Source organism: Vibrio sp. R11-SG3-ISO9, assembly GCF_059834255.1.
The window spans coordinates 1-17,255 of the sequence record NZ_JCBDGU010000010.1 but is presented as its reverse complement, the minus strand read 5'-3'; the positions used below and the strand labels follow the sequence as shown (position 1 = coordinate 17,255).

Here is a 17,255-nt window from a genome sequence, read left to right as displayed (position 1 = left end):
TCTACCGACAAATTTGCTGCAGTTGCATCATATTAGCAAGTAATTTGCCCTATCCATGAGTCATCACACCACACATTTCGTGTAAATATTGTAATCGTTGGCAAATCAGGTACTCTATTTGTATAGTCAATTGAGGGTTAAGTATGTCGAACGCGCCGTTATATTTGCAGATAAAGCAGTTTATTGATGACAAGATCTCTATGGGACACTGGCCACCCGGGCACAGAATCACTACAGAGTTAGAGCTGACCAAACAGTTCAACGTTAGCCGAATGACGGTGAACAAAGCCATCAGAGATCTGGTAAGTGAAGGGAAATTAGCACGCAAGCCGCGTCTCGGTACTTTCGTCTGTGAACCGACAGAAAAAGCCCAGTCTCCGCTGCTCGACATCAACAACATCGCTCAAGAGATACGTGAGCGTGGACAAAATCATCGAAGCCAAGTGGTTAAACATCTGCAAATCAACGCGGATGAAAAGACCGCCATGCAATTGGGTGTCATGATTAACACACCCATTTTTTATAGTGAAATCATCCACTTTTCTGACAACACACCGACGCAGTTAGAGTGTCGCTGGGTGAATTCGGATATTGTCCCTAACTACCTAGATCAAGATTTTACTCACGCGACTCCGAATGAATATCTCTCAAACAACTGTCCACTGAGTGCCATAGAACACACTGTAGAGGCCATTGTGCCGGAACATAAAGTTCAAGAGAGCCTAGAAATGGCAGCCAATGAGCCGTGCTTACTACTCAATCGTCGCACCTGGAGTGCTGAACGCTTGGTTAGTTTTGCCCTGCTTTATCACCCTGGTTCTAAATACAAATTAAGCTCTAAGATACTGCTCGATTAAAGCACATCATCCTGCTCATTGATCACAATTTTGCAACATCAACTTGATTAGTTAAGTACTTTAGCCTATTTATTTGTATATACATTTAAACAACCAAGGTTAACGATCGAAATGGCGACAAACTTGATCCTTAAAAATGCAAGTATCTGTTCAATGGCAGTTGGGGAGCTCGGCTACGCGCCGTCAACACCTCAAGACATATTGGTCGTAGGTGGCAAAATTGCTCAAATCGTCCCATCAGAATCAAACGCATTTGCCACACAAGAATCAATGTCAGGTCACCTGGTCGTTGACTGTTCAGGCAAGTTGGTGACACCAGGGTTAATCGACAGCCACACTCACCTAATTTACGCGGGCAATCGTGCCAATGAGTTTGAGATGAGACTTAAAGGCGCAGCTTACACTGACATTGCAGCGCAAGGCGGCGGAATCTTGTCAACGGTTCGAGCGACACGTGCCGCGACTGAAGAAGAACTCATTGAGCTAGCCCTACCGCGCCTCGATGGTCTACTAAGTAGTGGTGTTACCACGGTTGAAGTTAAATCCGGCTATGGACTGACACTCGAAGACGAATTAAAGATGCTCAGAGCGGCTAAGGCTTTAGAGAACCATCGTCGTGTGCGTATCACAACTACACTTTTGGCTGCACATACGGTTCCACCTGAGTTTAAAGACAACGCCGATGAGTATGTCGACCTTATCTGCGACACCATCATCCCACGAGTCGCTGCGAAAAAGCTTGCAGATTCAGTCGATGTATTTTGTGAGTCGATCGGCTTTACGTTGGAGCAAACCGAGCGCGTCTTTCAAGCGGCCATAAACCATGGCTTGTCCATAAAAGGTCACACAGAGCAGCTCTCCAATATGGGCGGCAGTGCCTTAGCGGCAAACTATGGGGCGACCTCTGTTGATCATATTGAATATCTCGACCTTGCAGGCGTAAAAGCACTGAGTGAACACAATACCGTTGCTAGCTTGCTACCAGGCGCTTTCTACTTTTTGAAAGAGACTCAACTGCCGCCTATCGAACTTTTACGCCAACACAAGGTACCGATGGCTCTTGCGACCGACTTAAACCCTGGGACTTCCCCCTTTGCAGACCTCACTCTGATGATGAACATGGGCTGCACTCTCTTTGGGTTAACCCCAGAAGAGTCTTTGAGAGGCGTTACCTGCCACGCAGCGCAAGCCATTGGCAAAGCTGGTTCACGTGGGAGAATTGTAGAAGGCTATGACGCGGATTTCACAATCTGGAACATTGAGCATCCAGCGGATCTTAGCTATCAGGTCGGTGTACCACGCCTATCTAAACGTATCGTTGCAGGAGAGCTATGCCATGACAGCTTCTAAGCTAACCCAACATAATCATAATTGGACAGGTCGTGATGACCTAGAAGACGGTGTAGATGGCAAGCGAGTTCACCACATCACGCAGGTCGTTGATTGCTTGAACATACCCTCTGAACGAAGCGTTGCGCTTATCGGTTTTGAGACTGACGCTGGCGTCGCACAAAACAAAGGACGCATCGGAGCTAAGCAATCACCGAACCTCATTCGCCAAGCACTCGCGAATATGGCATGGCATAACCAAGCGAATGTTTACGATCTCGGAAATGTAACTTGTGAAGGTGATGATCTCACTAACGCACAAACACAATGTGCTGAGGTCGTGACTAAAGCCCTAAACGAAACACGCACCATCGTATTGGGCGGTGGACATGAGATAGCGTGGTCATCATTTCAAGGGTTAGCCAATCACCTTGATCAGATATCACAAGATCAACCACCTCGTATTGGCATCATCAACTTCGATGCGCATTTCGATTTGCGCGAACATGAAAGTGAGATTGCCGATGTAAAACCAAGCTCTGGCACACCATTCAATCAAATCCACCAATGGTGCCAAACAAAAGGCTGGCCGTTTCACTACGCTTGTTTAGGTGTAAGCGCTGCGAGCAATACGCAAGCTCTGTTTAAAAAAGCAGACGCGCTCAATGTTTGGTATTTGAATGACCACCAAATCACCTACCCTAATCTGGTCGGTAACTTAGAAAAGTTGTCTGAATTTATCAAACAGTGCGACTACCTATACCTAACCATCGATCTTGATGTTTTCCCAGCGGCAACTGCCCCGGGAGTCAGTGCTCCAGCAGCACGCGGAGTCAGCTATGACAATCTCGCGCCGCTGTTAGAACTCGTACTTCAACACCCAGATAAATTGCTACTCGCTGACATTGCTGAGTACAACCCAAATTACGACATAGACCAACAGACGGCTCGACTTGCTGCACGCCTATGTTGGGATATCGCCAACGCTATGGCAAACGCATAACTTTAATAAAAACAAAAGATAACGTGAACATAAGGAAATCCAACATGACGGAACATCACAATAGCGACCCTCGCCTAGATACCTCACGTGAGATTCGCGCTCCGCATGGTACGACACTGCGTACTAAGTCTTGGCTAACAGAAGCGCCATTACGCATGTTAATGAACAACCTAGACCCAGACGTAGCTGAGCACCCTCACTCGCTGGTTGTATATGGTGGTATTGGCCGCGCTGCTCGCGATTGGAAATGCTTCGATACCATTGTTGAAGTGCTAGAGCGCCTAGAAGACGACCAAACCTTACTAGTACAGTCAGGCAAACCTGTAGGCGTCTTCCCAACTCACAAAGACGCACCGCGTGTATTAATCGCCAACTCAAACATCGTACCGCACTGGGCAAACTGGGAGCATTTTAACGAGCTCGATAAACAAGGCTTGATGATGTACGGCCAAATGACTGCGGGTAGCTGGATCTACATCGGCTCACAAGGCATCGTTCAAGGTACTTACGAAACCTTCGTTGCAATGGCTAAACAGCACTTCAATGGTGACGCAAAAGGACGCTGGATCCTAACAGGCGGCCTTGGTGGCATGGGCGGCGCTCAACCTCTAGCGGCAACCATGGCAGGTTTCTCTATGATCGCGGTTGAGTGTGACGAATCTCGTATCGATTACCGTCTGCGTACTGGCTATGTAGACAAAAAAGCTACCAGCCTAGATGAAGCAATGGCGATCATTACAGAATCTGAAACACCAGTCTCTGTTGGCCTACTTGGTAATGCAGCCGACGTATTCCCAGAACTTGTAGAACGCAACATCACCCCTGATGCAGTAACAGACCAAACCTCTGCTCACGACCCACTCAATGGCTACCTACCTCAAGGCTGGTCAATGGAGAAAGCAGCGGAAGAGCGCTTAGCCGATGAAGCGAAAGTAGTAAAAGCAGCGAAGCAATCTATGGCGATCCAAGTGCAAGCGATGCTAGATCTGCAAGAACGCGGTGCAGCAACCGTGGACTATGGTAACAACATTCGTCAAATGGCACTGGAAGAAGGCGTCGAAAACGCATTCAATTTCCCAGGTTTCGTTCCTCAATATATCCGTCCTCTTTTCTGTGAAGGTATTGGTCCATTCCGTTGGGCTGCACTGTCTGGTGATCCAGAAGATATCTACAAAACTGACCAGAAAGTAAAAGAGCTGATTCCGGACAACCCACATCTTCACAACTGGCTAGATATGGCTCGTGAGCGCATTCAATTCCAAGGCCTACCAGCTCGTATTTGTTGGGTTGGATTGAAGGACCGTGAACGTTTAGGTCAGGCGTTCAACGAAATGGTTAAAAATGGCGAACTAAAAGCACCAGTCGTTATTGGTCGTGACCACCTAGATTCTGGCTCAGTAGCTAGTCCTAACCGTGAAACAGAAAGTATGATGGATGGCTCTGATGCTGTATCAGATTGGCCACTACTCAACGCTCTGCTGAACACAGCTGGCGGCGCAACTTGGGTTTCTCTGCATCACGGTGGTGGCGTAGGTATGGGCTTCTCACAGCACTCAGGTATGGTGATCTGTTGTGATGGTAGTGATGATGCGTCTCGTCGTATTGCTCGCGTACTGCACAACGACCCAGCAACCGGCGTAATGCGACACGCAGATGCAGGCTACGACATTGCTAAGCAGTGTGCGAAAGACCAAAAACTAGACCTACCGATGCTAAACGCTGAACTACGTAAGCTTTAAGAGTGAGAGAAGATATGTTGAACCTATTACTGAAACCAGGACAACTTGGCCTATCCGAGCTTCGTAAAATCAGCCGTAGCCCAGTGAACCTATCGTTGGATCCTGAAGCCATTCCTGATATTGAGGCAAGCACTCAAGTGGTTGAGCAAGTGATCGCCGAAGATCGTACCGTGTATGGCATCAACACTGGTTTTGGCTTACTCGCAAACACTAAAATCGCACCTGAAGATTTAGAAGTGCTACAGAAAAGTATTGTGCTTTCGCATGCTGCTGGTATCGGCAAGTTCATGTCTGATGAGACCGTTCGTCTAATGATGGTACTGAAGATCAACAGCCTGTCACGTGGCTACTCGGGCATTCGTCTTAAAGTCATTAATGCACTTATCGACCTAGTGAACGCGCAAGTCTATCCTTGTGTGCCACAGAAAGGCTCTGTAGGTGCATCGGGCGACTTAGCACCCCTTGCTCATATGAGTACGGTTCTACTGGGTGAAGGTCAAGCACGTCACAATGGCAAGATCATTACTGGCTTAGAAGCGATGCAAATTGCAGGACTTGAGCCAATTACCCTCGCGCCCAAAGAAGGTCTAGCGCTACTCAACGGCACTCAAGCTTCTACAGCATTTGCACTGGAAGGCTTGTTTGCGGCAGAAGATCTGTTCGCCTCAGCAACAGTCTGTGGTGCGATGTCAGTAGAAGCGGCGCTTGGAAGCCGTCGACCATTTGACCCTCGAATCCACCGTGTGCGTGGTCATCGCGGACAAATGGACGCAGCTCTGGCTTACCGTCACCTACTCGATCAAACCAGTGAAATTGGTGAATCTCATACCTGCTGTGAAAAGGTTCAAGACCCATATTCACTGCGCTGTCAGCCTCAAGTGATGGGGGCATGTTTACAACAGATTCGAAACGCTGCGGAGATCCTAAAGATCGAAGCAAACTCTGTGTCTGATAACCCGTTAGTGTTTGCGGACGATGGCGACATCATTTCTGGCGGTAACTTCCACGCGGAACCTGTCGCTATGGCCGCAGATAACTTAGCGCTAGCAATTGCTGAGATTGGCAGTCTGTCTGAACGCCGCATGGCGCTATTGATTGACAGTGCATTGAGCAAACTACCTCCATTCTTGGTCGACAACGGTGGTGTAAACTCAGGCTTTATGATTGCTCAGGTAACATCGGCAGCGCTAGCAAGTGAAAACAAAACACTCGCGCACCCTGCTTCGGTTGATAGCTTACCAACATCAGCAAACCAAGAAGACCACGTTTCGATGGCGACATTTGCAGGCCGCCGCTTGCGTGACATGGCCGAAAACACCCGTGGCATTCTTGCAGTTGAGTACTTATCAGCAGCGCAAGGGCTTGATTTCCGAGCGCCAAACAAGTCGTCAGCAAAAGTAGAAGAAGCGAAACAAATCTTACGTGAGAAGGTAAGCTTTTACGACAAAGACCGTTATTTCGCACCAGACATCGAACAAGCTAACTTGCTGCTTAAGCTTTCAGTACACAACCATCTAATGCCTGATGGCATTCTATGTAGCTTCTAAGTAGCAATATTCTGCGTTAAGGATATCTCTACTTAACCGACTAAACCTGCACTTCATAGCTCAAATATGAAGTGCAGGCATCACTAATTAAGCCGCTCACCTTTCCACACCCACCCCTATTATTTACAGCATCAATGTTCTAACCAAGATCACATAACACTCGCATTACCATTCTGTAGCATATGAACACAGTCACTAACTGGATAGACCATTAGATTCGAATTAGTCCGTTATAATCGGCCGCAGTTTTGATAATGAATAGCGGTATTATGTTTCTGACACCATACGTTTCTACTGAAGAAAACAAATTTCAATTCACTCGTGAACAAGCTAGCCACTTCGCAAAAAAGGTTGCTGGTGATTTCAACCCAATTCACGATGAAGACAACAAGCGCTTTTGTGTACCTGGCGACCTACTATTTGCGGTTCTACTGCAAAAGCAAGGCATTAGCCAAAAGATGCGTTTTGATTTTTCAGGCATGGTAAGCGATGGCATTGCATTGGATGTAGAAAACAAATGCGATAAAGAAAGTGCTGTTGTTGATGAGAAAGGCAAAGAGTACCTACACATGACATGTGAAGGTGAAACAAGCCAAGATCAAGCATTCATCGAACATGTCGTGACTAATTACGTCCAGTTCTCTGGTATGAACTTCCCGCACATCATGGTTCCTCTTATGGAAGAGCAGCAAATGATGATCAACTGTCAGCGTCCACTGGTTATCTATGAAAGCATGGAAGTAGAGTTCTCTCGTATCGACCTAACTCACCCAGAAGTTGAGTTCTCTGGCGCAACATTCGACGTTGAAGGTAAGCGCGGTGTTGTAACTCTTAACTTCGACTTTAAAGAAGATGGCGAAGTGGTTGGTAAAGGCGTTAAACGCATGGTCGCAAGTGGTCTTAAGCCATACGATCAAGCGTCAGTTGACGACCTAGTAAACCGCTTCAACGAGCGCAAAGATATGTTTCTAGCACAGTTCGCTGCAGCCGCTTAATCGCTGAAAATCTCTGTAGTGAAAAGCGATAGCAAAAATTTTAAAGCCCAGCTTGAGATAAGCTGGGCTTTTTGATGTCTACAACCTAATTGACGACAGGTAAGGTTTCAACAAAAAGAGCTTCACACTATGAAGCTCTTTAAATAAAAGCATTGGGGAATTAGTGGCGCTTTCTTAGCAAACCAACACCTACCAACATCAATAGCCAGTGCCACCCAAATGAGCCACCGCCACTGCCGCCGCTTCCTGACTTGGCAACTTCATTGCCACTCAAGTTCGACCCCACAATTTCACTGGTGTGCCTTAGGTTGCTAAACCTAATTTCATCCGCACCTACCGAGCGAGAACCATCTTTTGCATAAATAATCTCTAAACTATTGCCCGTTTCAAGGACCAAAGGTACTGACACTGACTCATTCAAAATACCAGACTTGATGTAAGCGACCTTACCATTTGTCAAAATAACAACTTCGTCAAAATGCTCTTCCGTCGAAATTTTCAAGTCTAGTGTGACGCTTCCTTTAGGAATACCGTTTATACCCAAACGGGCTACTTGAGAGTCGAACAAAAACGGAGAAACAATTTCATTACCTATTACTTTCCAGGTTCTATCACTTACCATTTCATCGTATGGGATATCAACTAGGTTAGCAGTTTGTTGGTTGACTGAATTACCTGCATTAACTGCAACAAGATTGGTGATTGACTCAGAACCAGGCAAGTCAGTATTAAACTCTATCCCGAAAGAGTAAAATCCAACGGTTGGTAAGTTCTTTGTAATTTGAATTTCACAGCTTCCACCAATCGCTAGATCGTTACAGCTATTGCTTGTAATGACAGAACCTTGCACAGGGTTAACGCCTGAAAAAGTAATAACTTGATCGCTAAAATTATCAAACTTAAACGTGTGGCTCAGTTGGCCGACAGAACGCATTCTTAGATGCTCTCGTGAACGATAACTAAAGCCTCTTGTCATATCAGCGATCCATGAATCAAAATGCCCTATGTTCGAATAAACGCCATAGGCATTTGCTTGAGCACAGCCTTCTCCCCAACTAACCACGCCAAGTTGTTCATAGCTGCCATTCGTCTCAACAACAATTGGACCACCACTATCTCCTTGGCACGAATCTTTACCACCGTTCACAAAGCCGGCACAAAATGCATCATTACCAATTCTTGCATAATTAGGGTTGATTGACGGATCAATACTCTTACATGTCTCTTGATTAACGAGAGGCACATCCACCTGATACAGATGATTGCTGTTGGCAAAGTTACTTGATGTATCTTGGTCACCCCACCCCATCACTGTTAGATTTTGACCGTCATTTAGGTTCCAACGAAGGTTACTGTCTGCCAATGAAACCGCTTTTTCTTGAGGAACCTCTGTCAGTTCTATAATCGCGATATCATTACTCATCCCAACTTGACCATATTGACCATGGATGTAGATGTTCTTAACTCCGTAACGATGCTCTGCCACTTCACTAGAAGAAAGGTCTGAAACACCAATTACCACTTCGACATTGTCTGGGTGTTCATTGTCCACACAGTGCGCCGCCGTTAATACATAGCGTGAACCAATAAAACTAGCACCACAAAATTGGCTTTTGTAAGCATCTAAGTTTTTGGTAACAAGTGCCGTCATAAATGGCCAGCTCTCCGCAGGGGCTTGCTCACCATTAATGATTCGAGAGGAGACGTCAGCGAACGCTGGCGTCGAAGACAAACATGCTAATCCAACAACTGCGGACAGCAACTTAGCCTGTTTCATATTTTTTACCTAGCCTTAATTACTTCTAATAGTCGGCGCAGGCTAATTTATAAATAAAACATATGAAACATGAGTTTTGTATTTTTGTGACGTACATTAAGTTATGAGATTTATTCTCATTTACGACACGCTCTTTTAAATCCAGCGGCGAACTTTCTGTTTGTAATCAACGTATTCGGCACCGAATAGTGATTCTAACGCTTGCTCTTCAGGAAGGATTTGAAAGCGGTTCATGTAGATAACGAATAAGAAGCTAAGCGAAAGGCTAAATAGATTTTGCAGATAGTATCCGAAACAAAATAGCAAAATGAAGAGCGCAAGATACATTGGGTTTCTGCTGTATCCGAAGATACCTGAATCAACCACCAATGAGGCACTGTCCACTTTGATTGGGTTTACTGTGGTTTTGCGTTTCTTGAACTCCCAAACCGCAGAAAGACCAATCACGCCGCTGACCAAGATACCCAGTAATAACATGAGCTGATGATAAGGAAGAGAAAACGAAGCCAACGTAAAGCTATTTGCTAGCCAATATGACAACAATAGAATCACAACAAACAACGCGAGCGGTGGTACTTTTAATTCCAAGAACTTCATAGCCTTCCTTATGCCATATTGAGATATTAAAAAGCCCAGTCAGTGCTGGGCTTCATCATTTATATCAATCTTTCAAGTGCTTGTAGTGGGTGAGCAAGTTTCTCTCCCTCGAAGCGCTTAACCTGACTTCTGCAAGAATACCCTGTTGCAAGGCATCGATCTTTAGGAAGATCTTGAATTTGTGGCTTCCAACTCAATCCATAGATATCTTTCGACATCTGCAGCTTATCGACTTCGTGACCAAAAGTACCGGCCATACCACAACAGCCCACAGGCACCGTCGTTAGCCCGGCACCAAAGTGAGCGAATATTGCGCCCCACTCTTTCTCTGCATTTGGCATTTTGGTCTTTTCAGTACAGTGAGCAAACAAGTACCACATCTCTTCGCTAGACTCGCGACTAGTAAACTCTTCAAGACGTGGCAGCATCCATTCGTGCACAGTGAGTACATCAAAATCACCACGCTTATCACCGAGTACTTCTAGATACTCGTCGCGGTAACAAAGCACCAGAGCAGGATCAACACCGACTAATGGAATACCGATATCAGCGATAAGCGATAAGAAATCAGCGGTCGATTTAGCATTCTTTGCAAACTTACTTAGGAAGCCCTTAATATGCTGAGCTTTACCATTTGGTTTGAATGGTAGAACGACCGGAGTTTTCCCAAGCTTGATAAGTAGCGAGACAAAGTCTTCGACCACTTCTGCGTCGTAGTAACTGGTGAACGGGTCTTGAACAATCAGAACGTGCTGCTGTTTTTGCTCCTTCGACAGACCTTCTAAATACTGTAAGTCAAACGCCTTAAGCTGTTTTTCAGATAACCGCTTATCCAGCGTAGGTACAGACATCAAAGGTGCATCAACATAACCTACTGTTTTTGCTGTCGCGCTTTGTACCCACTTCTGCGACAGAGCCGCATTGACAACTTTTGGCGCTTTAGCCATTAACGGCAACATGCTCTCAATGTTCGCCACCAAATAGTCTTTTGCTGGACGTTGGTAACGAGAGTAGTAAATATTTAGGAAACGAGAGCGGAAGCTAGGAACGTCCACTTTGATCGGACACTGGCTTGCACACGCTTTACAAGCAAGACAACCATTCATCGCTTCATGCACTTCATGAGAGAAGTCGTATTCGTGGCGCTTGTTAAGCGAGTTACGAACACGCTCAATCATGGTCTTAACTGGTGTTGAATCGTTAAGTGCTTGTTGCTCCAAGTCGAGGATATCCACACCCTGCTCAGTTAACTGACGCAACCACTCACGCACTAAGCCTGCACGGCCTTTTGGAGAATGACGACGATCGGCCGTCACCTTCATCGATGGACACATCGGTGAGCTTGTATCGTAGTTAAAACATAGACCGTTGCCGTTACACTCCATCACTTGCTTGAAGCTATCACGGACTTGTACATCAATCTGACGATCGTAGTAACCGCGTTTAGTGTCGGTGACTTTGACCAATTCTGCATCACTATCAAGTGGTGTACAGATCTTGCCTGGGTTCATTTTGTTGTGCGGGTCAAACGCTGCTTTTACTCGACGAAGCTCAGTGAACAGCTCCTGACCAAAGAAGTCTGGACCATATTCAGAGCGGAAGCCCTTACCATGCTCACCCCACATCAAGCCGCCATACTTAGCCACCAGCTTAACGACTTCATCGGAGACTTCATGCATCAACGCTTCTTGTTTAGGATCGCAAAGATCCAACGCTGGACGCACGTGCAGAACACCCGCATCAACATGGCCAAACATGCCATAGTTTAAAGACTTAGCATCAAGCAGTTCACGGAACTCAGCAATAAAGTCAGCTAGGTTCTCTGGCGGCACACAAGTATCTTCAGCAAATGCAACAGGCTTAGCTCGTCCTTTTGCTGCACCCAACAGGCCTACGGCTTTTTTACGCATGTTATAAATACGACCAATGCTCGCTAAATCACTGCACACTTGAAAACCGATGATGCCCGCTTCTTCCGCTTCTAGCATTTGGTTCAAGCGTTCAGTCAGCGCACACACTTGTGCTTCAACTTCAGCCTCATCCTGACCAGCAAACTCAACCATATTGATGCCGAGCATCTCTTTATTCGGCACATCTGTCAGCAAGTCGCTCACTGTGTGCCAAACAATATCTTGCTTAGCGAGATTCAATACTCGCGAGTCAACGGTTTCGACAGACAAAGCATTCGCTTCCACCATAAATGGCGCATTACGTAATGCAGAGTCAAACGAGTTGTACTTCACGTTGACGAGCGTTCGAGCTTTTGGAATAGGAGTAAGGTTTAGCTTAGCTTCAGTGATAAAAGCCAATGACCCTTCTGCACCACAAAGCACGCGAGTGATATCAAAACGGTCGTTTTCTTCATTCAACGCGTTCTTTAAGTCGTAACCAGTAAGAAAACGGTTCAATGGTGGGAATTTTTCTAGGATTTGTTGGCGTTTTTCACGACAAACAGACTCCGTTACCTCTAACGCTTTATGGGCGAACTCGCCAACGTTGGGTAACCCATTTGAAAGGTCTGACTCCAGAATAGAACCGTCAGCAAACACCGCTTGCAACGACAACACATGATCGGAAGTTTTGCCGTATTTCAGCGAGCCTTGACCTGAAGCATCCGTATTAATCATTCCGCCTAAGGTGGCACGGTTACTGGTCGAAAGATCTGGAGAGAAGAAATAGCCATAAGGGCGAACTGCATCGTTCAATTGATCTTTGACGATACCCGCTTGAACACGAACCCAACCCTCTTTCTCATTTATCTCAATCACTTGATTCATGTATCGGGAAAGGTCGACAACCACACCTTTCGTCAAGGATTGACCGTTAGTACCCGTACCGCCACCACGAGGGGAAAAAGTCACTCTTTCATACGTGGATTTCGCACTGATCTTTCCGACTAACGAAACGTCGTGAGTAGTTTTTGGGAGTACCACCGCCTGTGGCAGCTGTTGATAAACACTGTTATCGGTCGCGACGGCTAAACGGCTTGAATAATGAGATTCGATGTCACCAGTAAAACCTGCCGCTTTTAACTCTTCTAAAAAGCGAACAACAACTGGATCGACATCAGCATTGAGTTGAAGTCTTGGTAACATTTGCTTCCTGCCCCTACTTCGCTGATCCTATCAGCAATGGGTTAAATTAGAATTTTAATAATTTTCTTTGAATTTCGTCACTTTACTACTAATAAGTTCATATAAAAAGGTGATCAAATAAGAATCTCAGTGCAAGAATGCAATAATAGTCACTTTTCTATTCTTTCAGTAGTAACATACTGGATATCGTTTTGTTAAAGATACCCATGAGCACAATATAATGAGAAAAAATAAAACAGTCACAACAGAAGACATTCTTCTAAAACTATGCCAATCGGTATCAAGCGTACTGACTTCTGCAACTGCTTCTCCTGTTCAATACTCAGCTATGGTCCAAAAGATCAGTAAGACCAGCCTTAAGCCAGATTTTGGTTGTTTTGTTCTATTCGACGGTGGCTTTTCAGGCTTAGTTGTTATCAACTTCACTTCAAAAGCGGCTCTAGAGATCTACGCAAACTACATGCGCAACATGGGCATGCCGGAAGATGAGCTTGCCGTACTACACACCTCTGACGAAGTGGGTGATGTTTTGGGTGAGCTGATGAACCAATTGGTTGGCGACTTTACCAACAAAGTACGTAAAGAGCTGCAAACCAACATTACCCAGAACCAACCAAAAATGCTGTCTCTGAACAAACAAGTTAACCTATCAGTAGATACTAATCTGGATCGACCACAAGCGCGCCGTGTGACTTTCTCTACTGAAAAGAACAACATTTTCTACCTAGAGCTGGCAATGGATAAGACTGAGTTTATTCAGCTTGAAGAGTTTGAAATTTCTGAAGATGAATGCCCAGACAGCATCTTAGAAGCAACGCAAAAGAAAATGAACGAAGACAAATCAGACAACAAACCGTCTGACAACGACGCAGCAGCAGACTTGCTGGACGAACTAGGCATCTAAGCCAAATTTTCGTTCTTACCTTCTAAAACACCATCAACGATTTGATGGTGTTTTTCATTTCTAGGGCTACATTCAGACCAATCACTACCATTGCTAACACGACTTTTACTTTCTGTTGCTCACTAAAACGGGTAAAATGTCGGACTTTTAAAAAAATGTGGTAATGATTAGTCAGTCGATGGATAAGAAAAGAGCCCTCAAAAAAATTGCCAAGTGCTTAGAGCTTGGAAACTCAGCCAACGTTAACGAAGCCGCTAACGCAATCAAAATGGCGCATAACTTGATGCTCAAATACGGCCTCGAGAAGGACGATATTGAATTCATCAAGATGGGGAAAACTCAATCAACACATCTGTTACCCGCTAACATTAGCTCAACCCTTCTGCGTGTCATTCGCGGCATTAATACCAAATTTGGTGTGGAAGCGGTTCTTTTAAATCACAAAGGCTTGAAGCGTGCCGAATTCATCGGAGAAGCGGATCGCGCAATATTCGCAGCCTTTGCTTTTGACATCATCTACCGTGAAATGAATGAGCATACAGGCCAATTCCGTAATAGCTTCGCTGGCTCTGGCACTAGCTCAACGGAAGTGACTCGTCGCGTAAACTCGTTTGTCTCTGGCTGGGTTGAAGGTGCGCTGGAAAAGCTGCCGACGATCACCCCCGATGATGAATCAAACAACAAAATCAATAACTACATTGATAAAGAATTTAAAAACATCGACCGCGAAACCTTTAAGCAACAACTAAAAGAAGCGATGAAAAACCTTACTGCTGATTATGAAGTAGGCTTAAAGAAAGGTCGTAAGTTATCTGTAAACCGCCCTGTCGCTGGTGCGCAGGCGGCGAAGCGGATAACCAAATCCTAATACTGGCTTTACTTAACAGTAAATCGCTGATAAATATTTCCTTCGACGGATATACAGAACAATATGTTTGTCATACACATCGACTGTTATGACTGAAGTACAACATGGAGACAACACGTTGAAAAAAATCACATTAGCACTTGCGCTGACTATCGCTCTAACTGGCTGTCAGGCGACTCAGCGTCAAAACGCAACGACAGGTGAATCTGAAACAAACTCTGCGACACAAGGTGCACTTATCGGTGCTATCGCTGGTGCCGTAGCGGGTGCGGCAACGGGTGATGACTCTAAAGATCGTCGTAAACGTGCACTGATTGGTGCTGCAGGTGGCGCAGCTGTCGGTGGTGGTATTGGTTACTACTTCGACCAACAAGAAGCAGCATTACGCCAAGAGCTACTTAACTCTGGCGTTCAGGTTGAGCGTGTGGGCGAAAACCAACTGCTACTTCGCCTAGAAAACGGCATCGGTTTTGAATCGGGTTCTTACGCTCTTGAGCCAAGCATCCACAAAACACTACGCGGTGTTGCTCGTATTCTGGTTGAATACCCTGACACAAGCCTAGTGATCGATGGTCACACAGATAGCACAGGTAGCGAGTCTACAAACCAAATCCTATCTGAGCGTCGTGCTGAATCTGTACGTGCATTCTTGATCTCTCAAGATGTTGCAGCAGGCCGCGCTATTGCTCGTGGTAACGGTGAACGCTACCCAATCTGTGACAATGGTACATCTCAAGGTCGAGCATGTAACCGTCGCGTAGAGATTCAAATTCTACCGCTGAAATAATCTCGATTAAGCCCAGCCAATCGCTGGGCTTTTTTATAGGAACTACCGAGAAAGATGGATCTATGTTGCACAAGCTCACTTTAATTCCCCTACTTTTTTGTCTTCTTAGCGCCCAATCATTTGCAGAGATAACACAGCAAGAACTGACTCAGCTTCAAGAGAAGGCCAACCAAGGCAACTCAGAAGACGAGTTTCGTTTAGCACAGACCTACTTGAATGAACCGAGCATCAAAAACGAAGAAGAAGCTTTCTATTGGTTTTCTCAAGCTGCAGAACAAGGCCACCAGCAAGCTCAACTGCAAGCTGCTGATATGCTGGTCAAAGGACAAGGCACTCAGAAGGATATTAACGCTGCTGCCCTTTGGTATACGCAACTTGCTATAGAAGGCAATCATCAAGCGGCATTCAACTTGGGCGAGCTCTATGAACAAGAAACCGAGTCGTTTGATGCGCTTGACCAAGCTGAGCTGTGGTACCGTCTAGCAAGCTCTCAGATCCCTCAAGCTCAACAAGCGTATGAACGCGTCCTGCAAGCGCAATTTAATCAGCGTCGCTCACAACAAGTTTCATCATTTAAAGCGCTTGATGAGCAATATAGTGAGCAAGCCACAACCCAATTAACTAATTCGTCTTCCGTGACAACATCGCAGACGACCCAATCTGCGTTTCAGGCTAGCCAACAAAGCAAAACCTCTCACAATTTAATTATTGGCTTAGCTATTGTTATTACCCTGCTACTCGGCGTGACGGGCATTTTAATCGCCAAACTGCGTAAAAATAATCAAACGAAAACTGAAGATATCAATCGAGAACAAATCAAGCTCAAAGATATTCAGCTTAAACAGCAAAAGCACCAAATCGCCACGCTCTATAAAGAGCTGAAGAAACGACAAAACAGTAAGAGCAATCACAACCTTCAGCTAGCCTGTGCTGTGTTTGGATACAAGATTTCGGCCATTCCTGAACAAAAGAAAATCAAAATTCGCTATAAGCAACTCTCTAAAATTTATCACCCAGATGTCCAAGGTAGCGATGAAGAGATGAAAAGGTTGAACGCTGCCCTGAAAACAATCTTACAAAATGTTACCAAAACGTAACAAATAAATTCTTACGGGGACGACGTAGTGCACGGAAACCCATTATTATTGGCGTCGCAAACGATCTCCCTCTCAAAAATAGGTAACAAACAATTAACTTATTAGTACTACTTGTGTCATAATCCACGCCGAAAATACACCTGACGATACAGGTGAGGAGAGGATATGTTCACAATTGAAGGCGTATGTGATTGGTGTAAAAAGCCAAGCCTAGTAAAAAAACATGACTACCTTGACGGTAAGTCTCATTGTTCATGTGAAGAATGCAATGACATTGCAACCATGGACGTTCGCCAGTTCAATATCGGCGAAATGGAAATGAGAGCAAAACTCTCCGAGGCAACGAGAAGATAGTTACCTCAACACGGAAGTAAAAAAAGCGCCAATCGAGGCGCTTTTTTGATCCTGGTACCTTACCGCATCCACCATCTTTTTTCGCTACACCATCACTTCCCTTTGTCCTTAAGCCCTCTTTCGCTTCTAAAGAGACCTTCTATCTAAGCAAGTCACCTCAGTGCCTATACAGTACTTTTATCAAACCACTGTATAAACCTGTATAGAAAAGGTGCTATGGATCTCAAACCTTCTTAATCATGAGAAATTTTGATATTTCAGTCGAATTTAAAAACACAATTTAAAACAATAACTTAATCTAGATTT

At 45.2% G+C, this 17,255-nt stretch carries 14 protein-coding genes; 11 read left to right on the top strand and 3 right to left on the bottom strand.

Features of this window, described 5'->3' with window-relative positions:
* The first annotated feature begins 143 nt into the window (after positions 1 to 143).
* The 6 genes from hutC to AC6R05_RS04180 all read left to right on the top strand — a co-directional run bounded on the left by hutC (position 144) and on the right by AC6R05_RS04180 (position 7,470).
* Positions 144 to 857 carry a histidine utilization transcriptional repressor HutC gene (gene hutC, locus AC6R05_RS04205; RefSeq protein ID WP_390519051.1) on the top strand — a complete coding sequence of 238 codons (714 nt, stop codon included), beginning with the start codon at positions 144 to 146 and terminating at the stop codon, positions 855 to 857.
* A gap of 111 nt (positions 858 to 968) precedes the next feature.
* On the top strand, positions 969 to 2,207 hold the full coding sequence (hutI, locus tag AC6R05_RS04200; RefSeq protein WP_500646654.1) for an imidazolonepropionase: 1,239 nt from the start codon (positions 969 to 971) through the stop codon (positions 2,205 to 2,207).
* Positions 2,194 to 3,189 (top strand): formimidoylglutamase, encoded by a 996-nt coding sequence (gene hutG / locus AC6R05_RS04195; RefSeq protein WP_500646653.1) that lies wholly within the window; start codon positions 2,194 to 2,196, stop codon positions 3,187 to 3,189. The genes hutI and hutG overlap by 14 nt, the downstream gene beginning before the upstream one ends.
* Positions 3,190 to 3,233: 44 nt before the next feature.
* Complete coding sequence (gene hutU / locus AC6R05_RS04190; protein WP_500646652.1) at positions 3,234 to 4,928, top strand: urocanate hydratase; 1,695 nt, start codon at positions 3,234 to 3,236, stop codon at positions 4,926 to 4,928.
* A gap of 14 nt (positions 4,929 to 4,942) precedes the next feature.
* Positions 4,943 to 6,475 (top strand): histidine ammonia-lyase, encoded by a 1,533-nt coding sequence (gene hutH / locus AC6R05_RS04185; protein WP_500646651.1) that lies wholly within the window; start codon positions 4,943 to 4,945, stop codon positions 6,473 to 6,475.
* Between the two features lie 269 nt (positions 6,476 to 6,744).
* Positions 6,745 to 7,470: a DUF3581 domain-containing protein gene (locus AC6R05_RS04180; RefSeq protein WP_150872164.1), complete on the top strand. Its 726-nt coding sequence runs from the start codon at positions 6,745 to 6,747 to the stop codon at positions 7,468 to 7,470.
* A gap of 160 nt (positions 7,471 to 7,630) precedes the next feature.
* Here AC6R05_RS04180 and AC6R05_RS04175 read toward each other — a convergent pair whose 3' ends face one another.
* From AC6R05_RS04175 to ydiJ, 3 genes are all read right to left on the bottom strand, one after another.
* A complete protein-coding gene (locus tag AC6R05_RS04175; RefSeq protein ID WP_500646650.1) occupies positions 7,631 to 9,247 on the bottom strand; it encodes a S1 family peptidase in 1,617 nt (538 codons plus the stop codon).
* 135 nt (positions 9,248 to 9,382) lie between these two features.
* On the bottom strand, positions 9,383 to 9,844 hold the full coding sequence (locus AC6R05_RS04170; protein ID WP_500646649.1) for a methyltransferase family protein: 462 nt from the start codon (positions 9,842 to 9,844) through the stop codon (positions 9,383 to 9,385).
* 59 nt (positions 9,845 to 9,903) lie between these two features.
* A complete protein-coding gene (ydiJ, locus tag AC6R05_RS04165) occupies positions 9,904 to 12,939 on the bottom strand; it encodes a D-2-hydroxyglutarate dehydrogenase YdiJ (RefSeq protein ID WP_500646648.1) in 3,036 nt (1,011 codons plus the stop codon).
* Positions 12,940 to 13,159: 220 nt separating this feature from the next.
* Between ydiJ and AC6R05_RS04160 the strand changes: the two genes are divergently transcribed.
* From AC6R05_RS04160 to AC6R05_RS04140, 5 genes are all read left to right on the top strand, one after another.
* On the top strand, positions 13,160 to 13,843 hold the full coding sequence (locus tag AC6R05_RS04160; protein WP_150872157.1) for a DUF3334 family protein: 684 nt from the start codon (positions 13,160 to 13,162) through the stop codon (positions 13,841 to 13,843).
* A gap of 178 nt (positions 13,844 to 14,021) precedes the next feature.
* Positions 14,022 to 14,711 (top strand): DUF2786 domain-containing protein, encoded by a 690-nt coding sequence (locus tag AC6R05_RS04155; protein ID WP_032549226.1) that lies wholly within the window; start codon positions 14,022 to 14,024, stop codon positions 14,709 to 14,711.
* A gap of 118 nt (positions 14,712 to 14,829) precedes the next feature.
* The gene (locus AC6R05_RS04150) at positions 14,830 to 15,498 is read left to right on the top strand and encodes a YiaD family glycine zipper/OmpA-like lipoprotein (protein ID WP_032549227.1); all 669 of its coding nucleotides are present in this window, start codon (positions 14,830 to 14,832) and stop codon (positions 15,496 to 15,498) included.
* Between the two features lie 62 nt (positions 15,499 to 15,560).
* Positions 15,561 to 16,595 carry a hypothetical protein gene (locus AC6R05_RS04145; protein WP_500646647.1) on the top strand — a complete coding sequence of 345 codons (1,035 nt, stop codon included), beginning with the start codon at positions 15,561 to 15,563 and terminating at the stop codon, positions 16,593 to 16,595.
* Positions 16,596 to 16,760: 165 nt separating this feature from the next.
* Positions 16,761 to 16,949 (top strand): hypothetical protein, encoded by a 189-nt coding sequence (locus AC6R05_RS04140; protein ID WP_032549228.1) that lies wholly within the window; start codon positions 16,761 to 16,763, stop codon positions 16,947 to 16,949.
* Positions 16,950 to 17,255 lie beyond the last annotated feature (306 nt).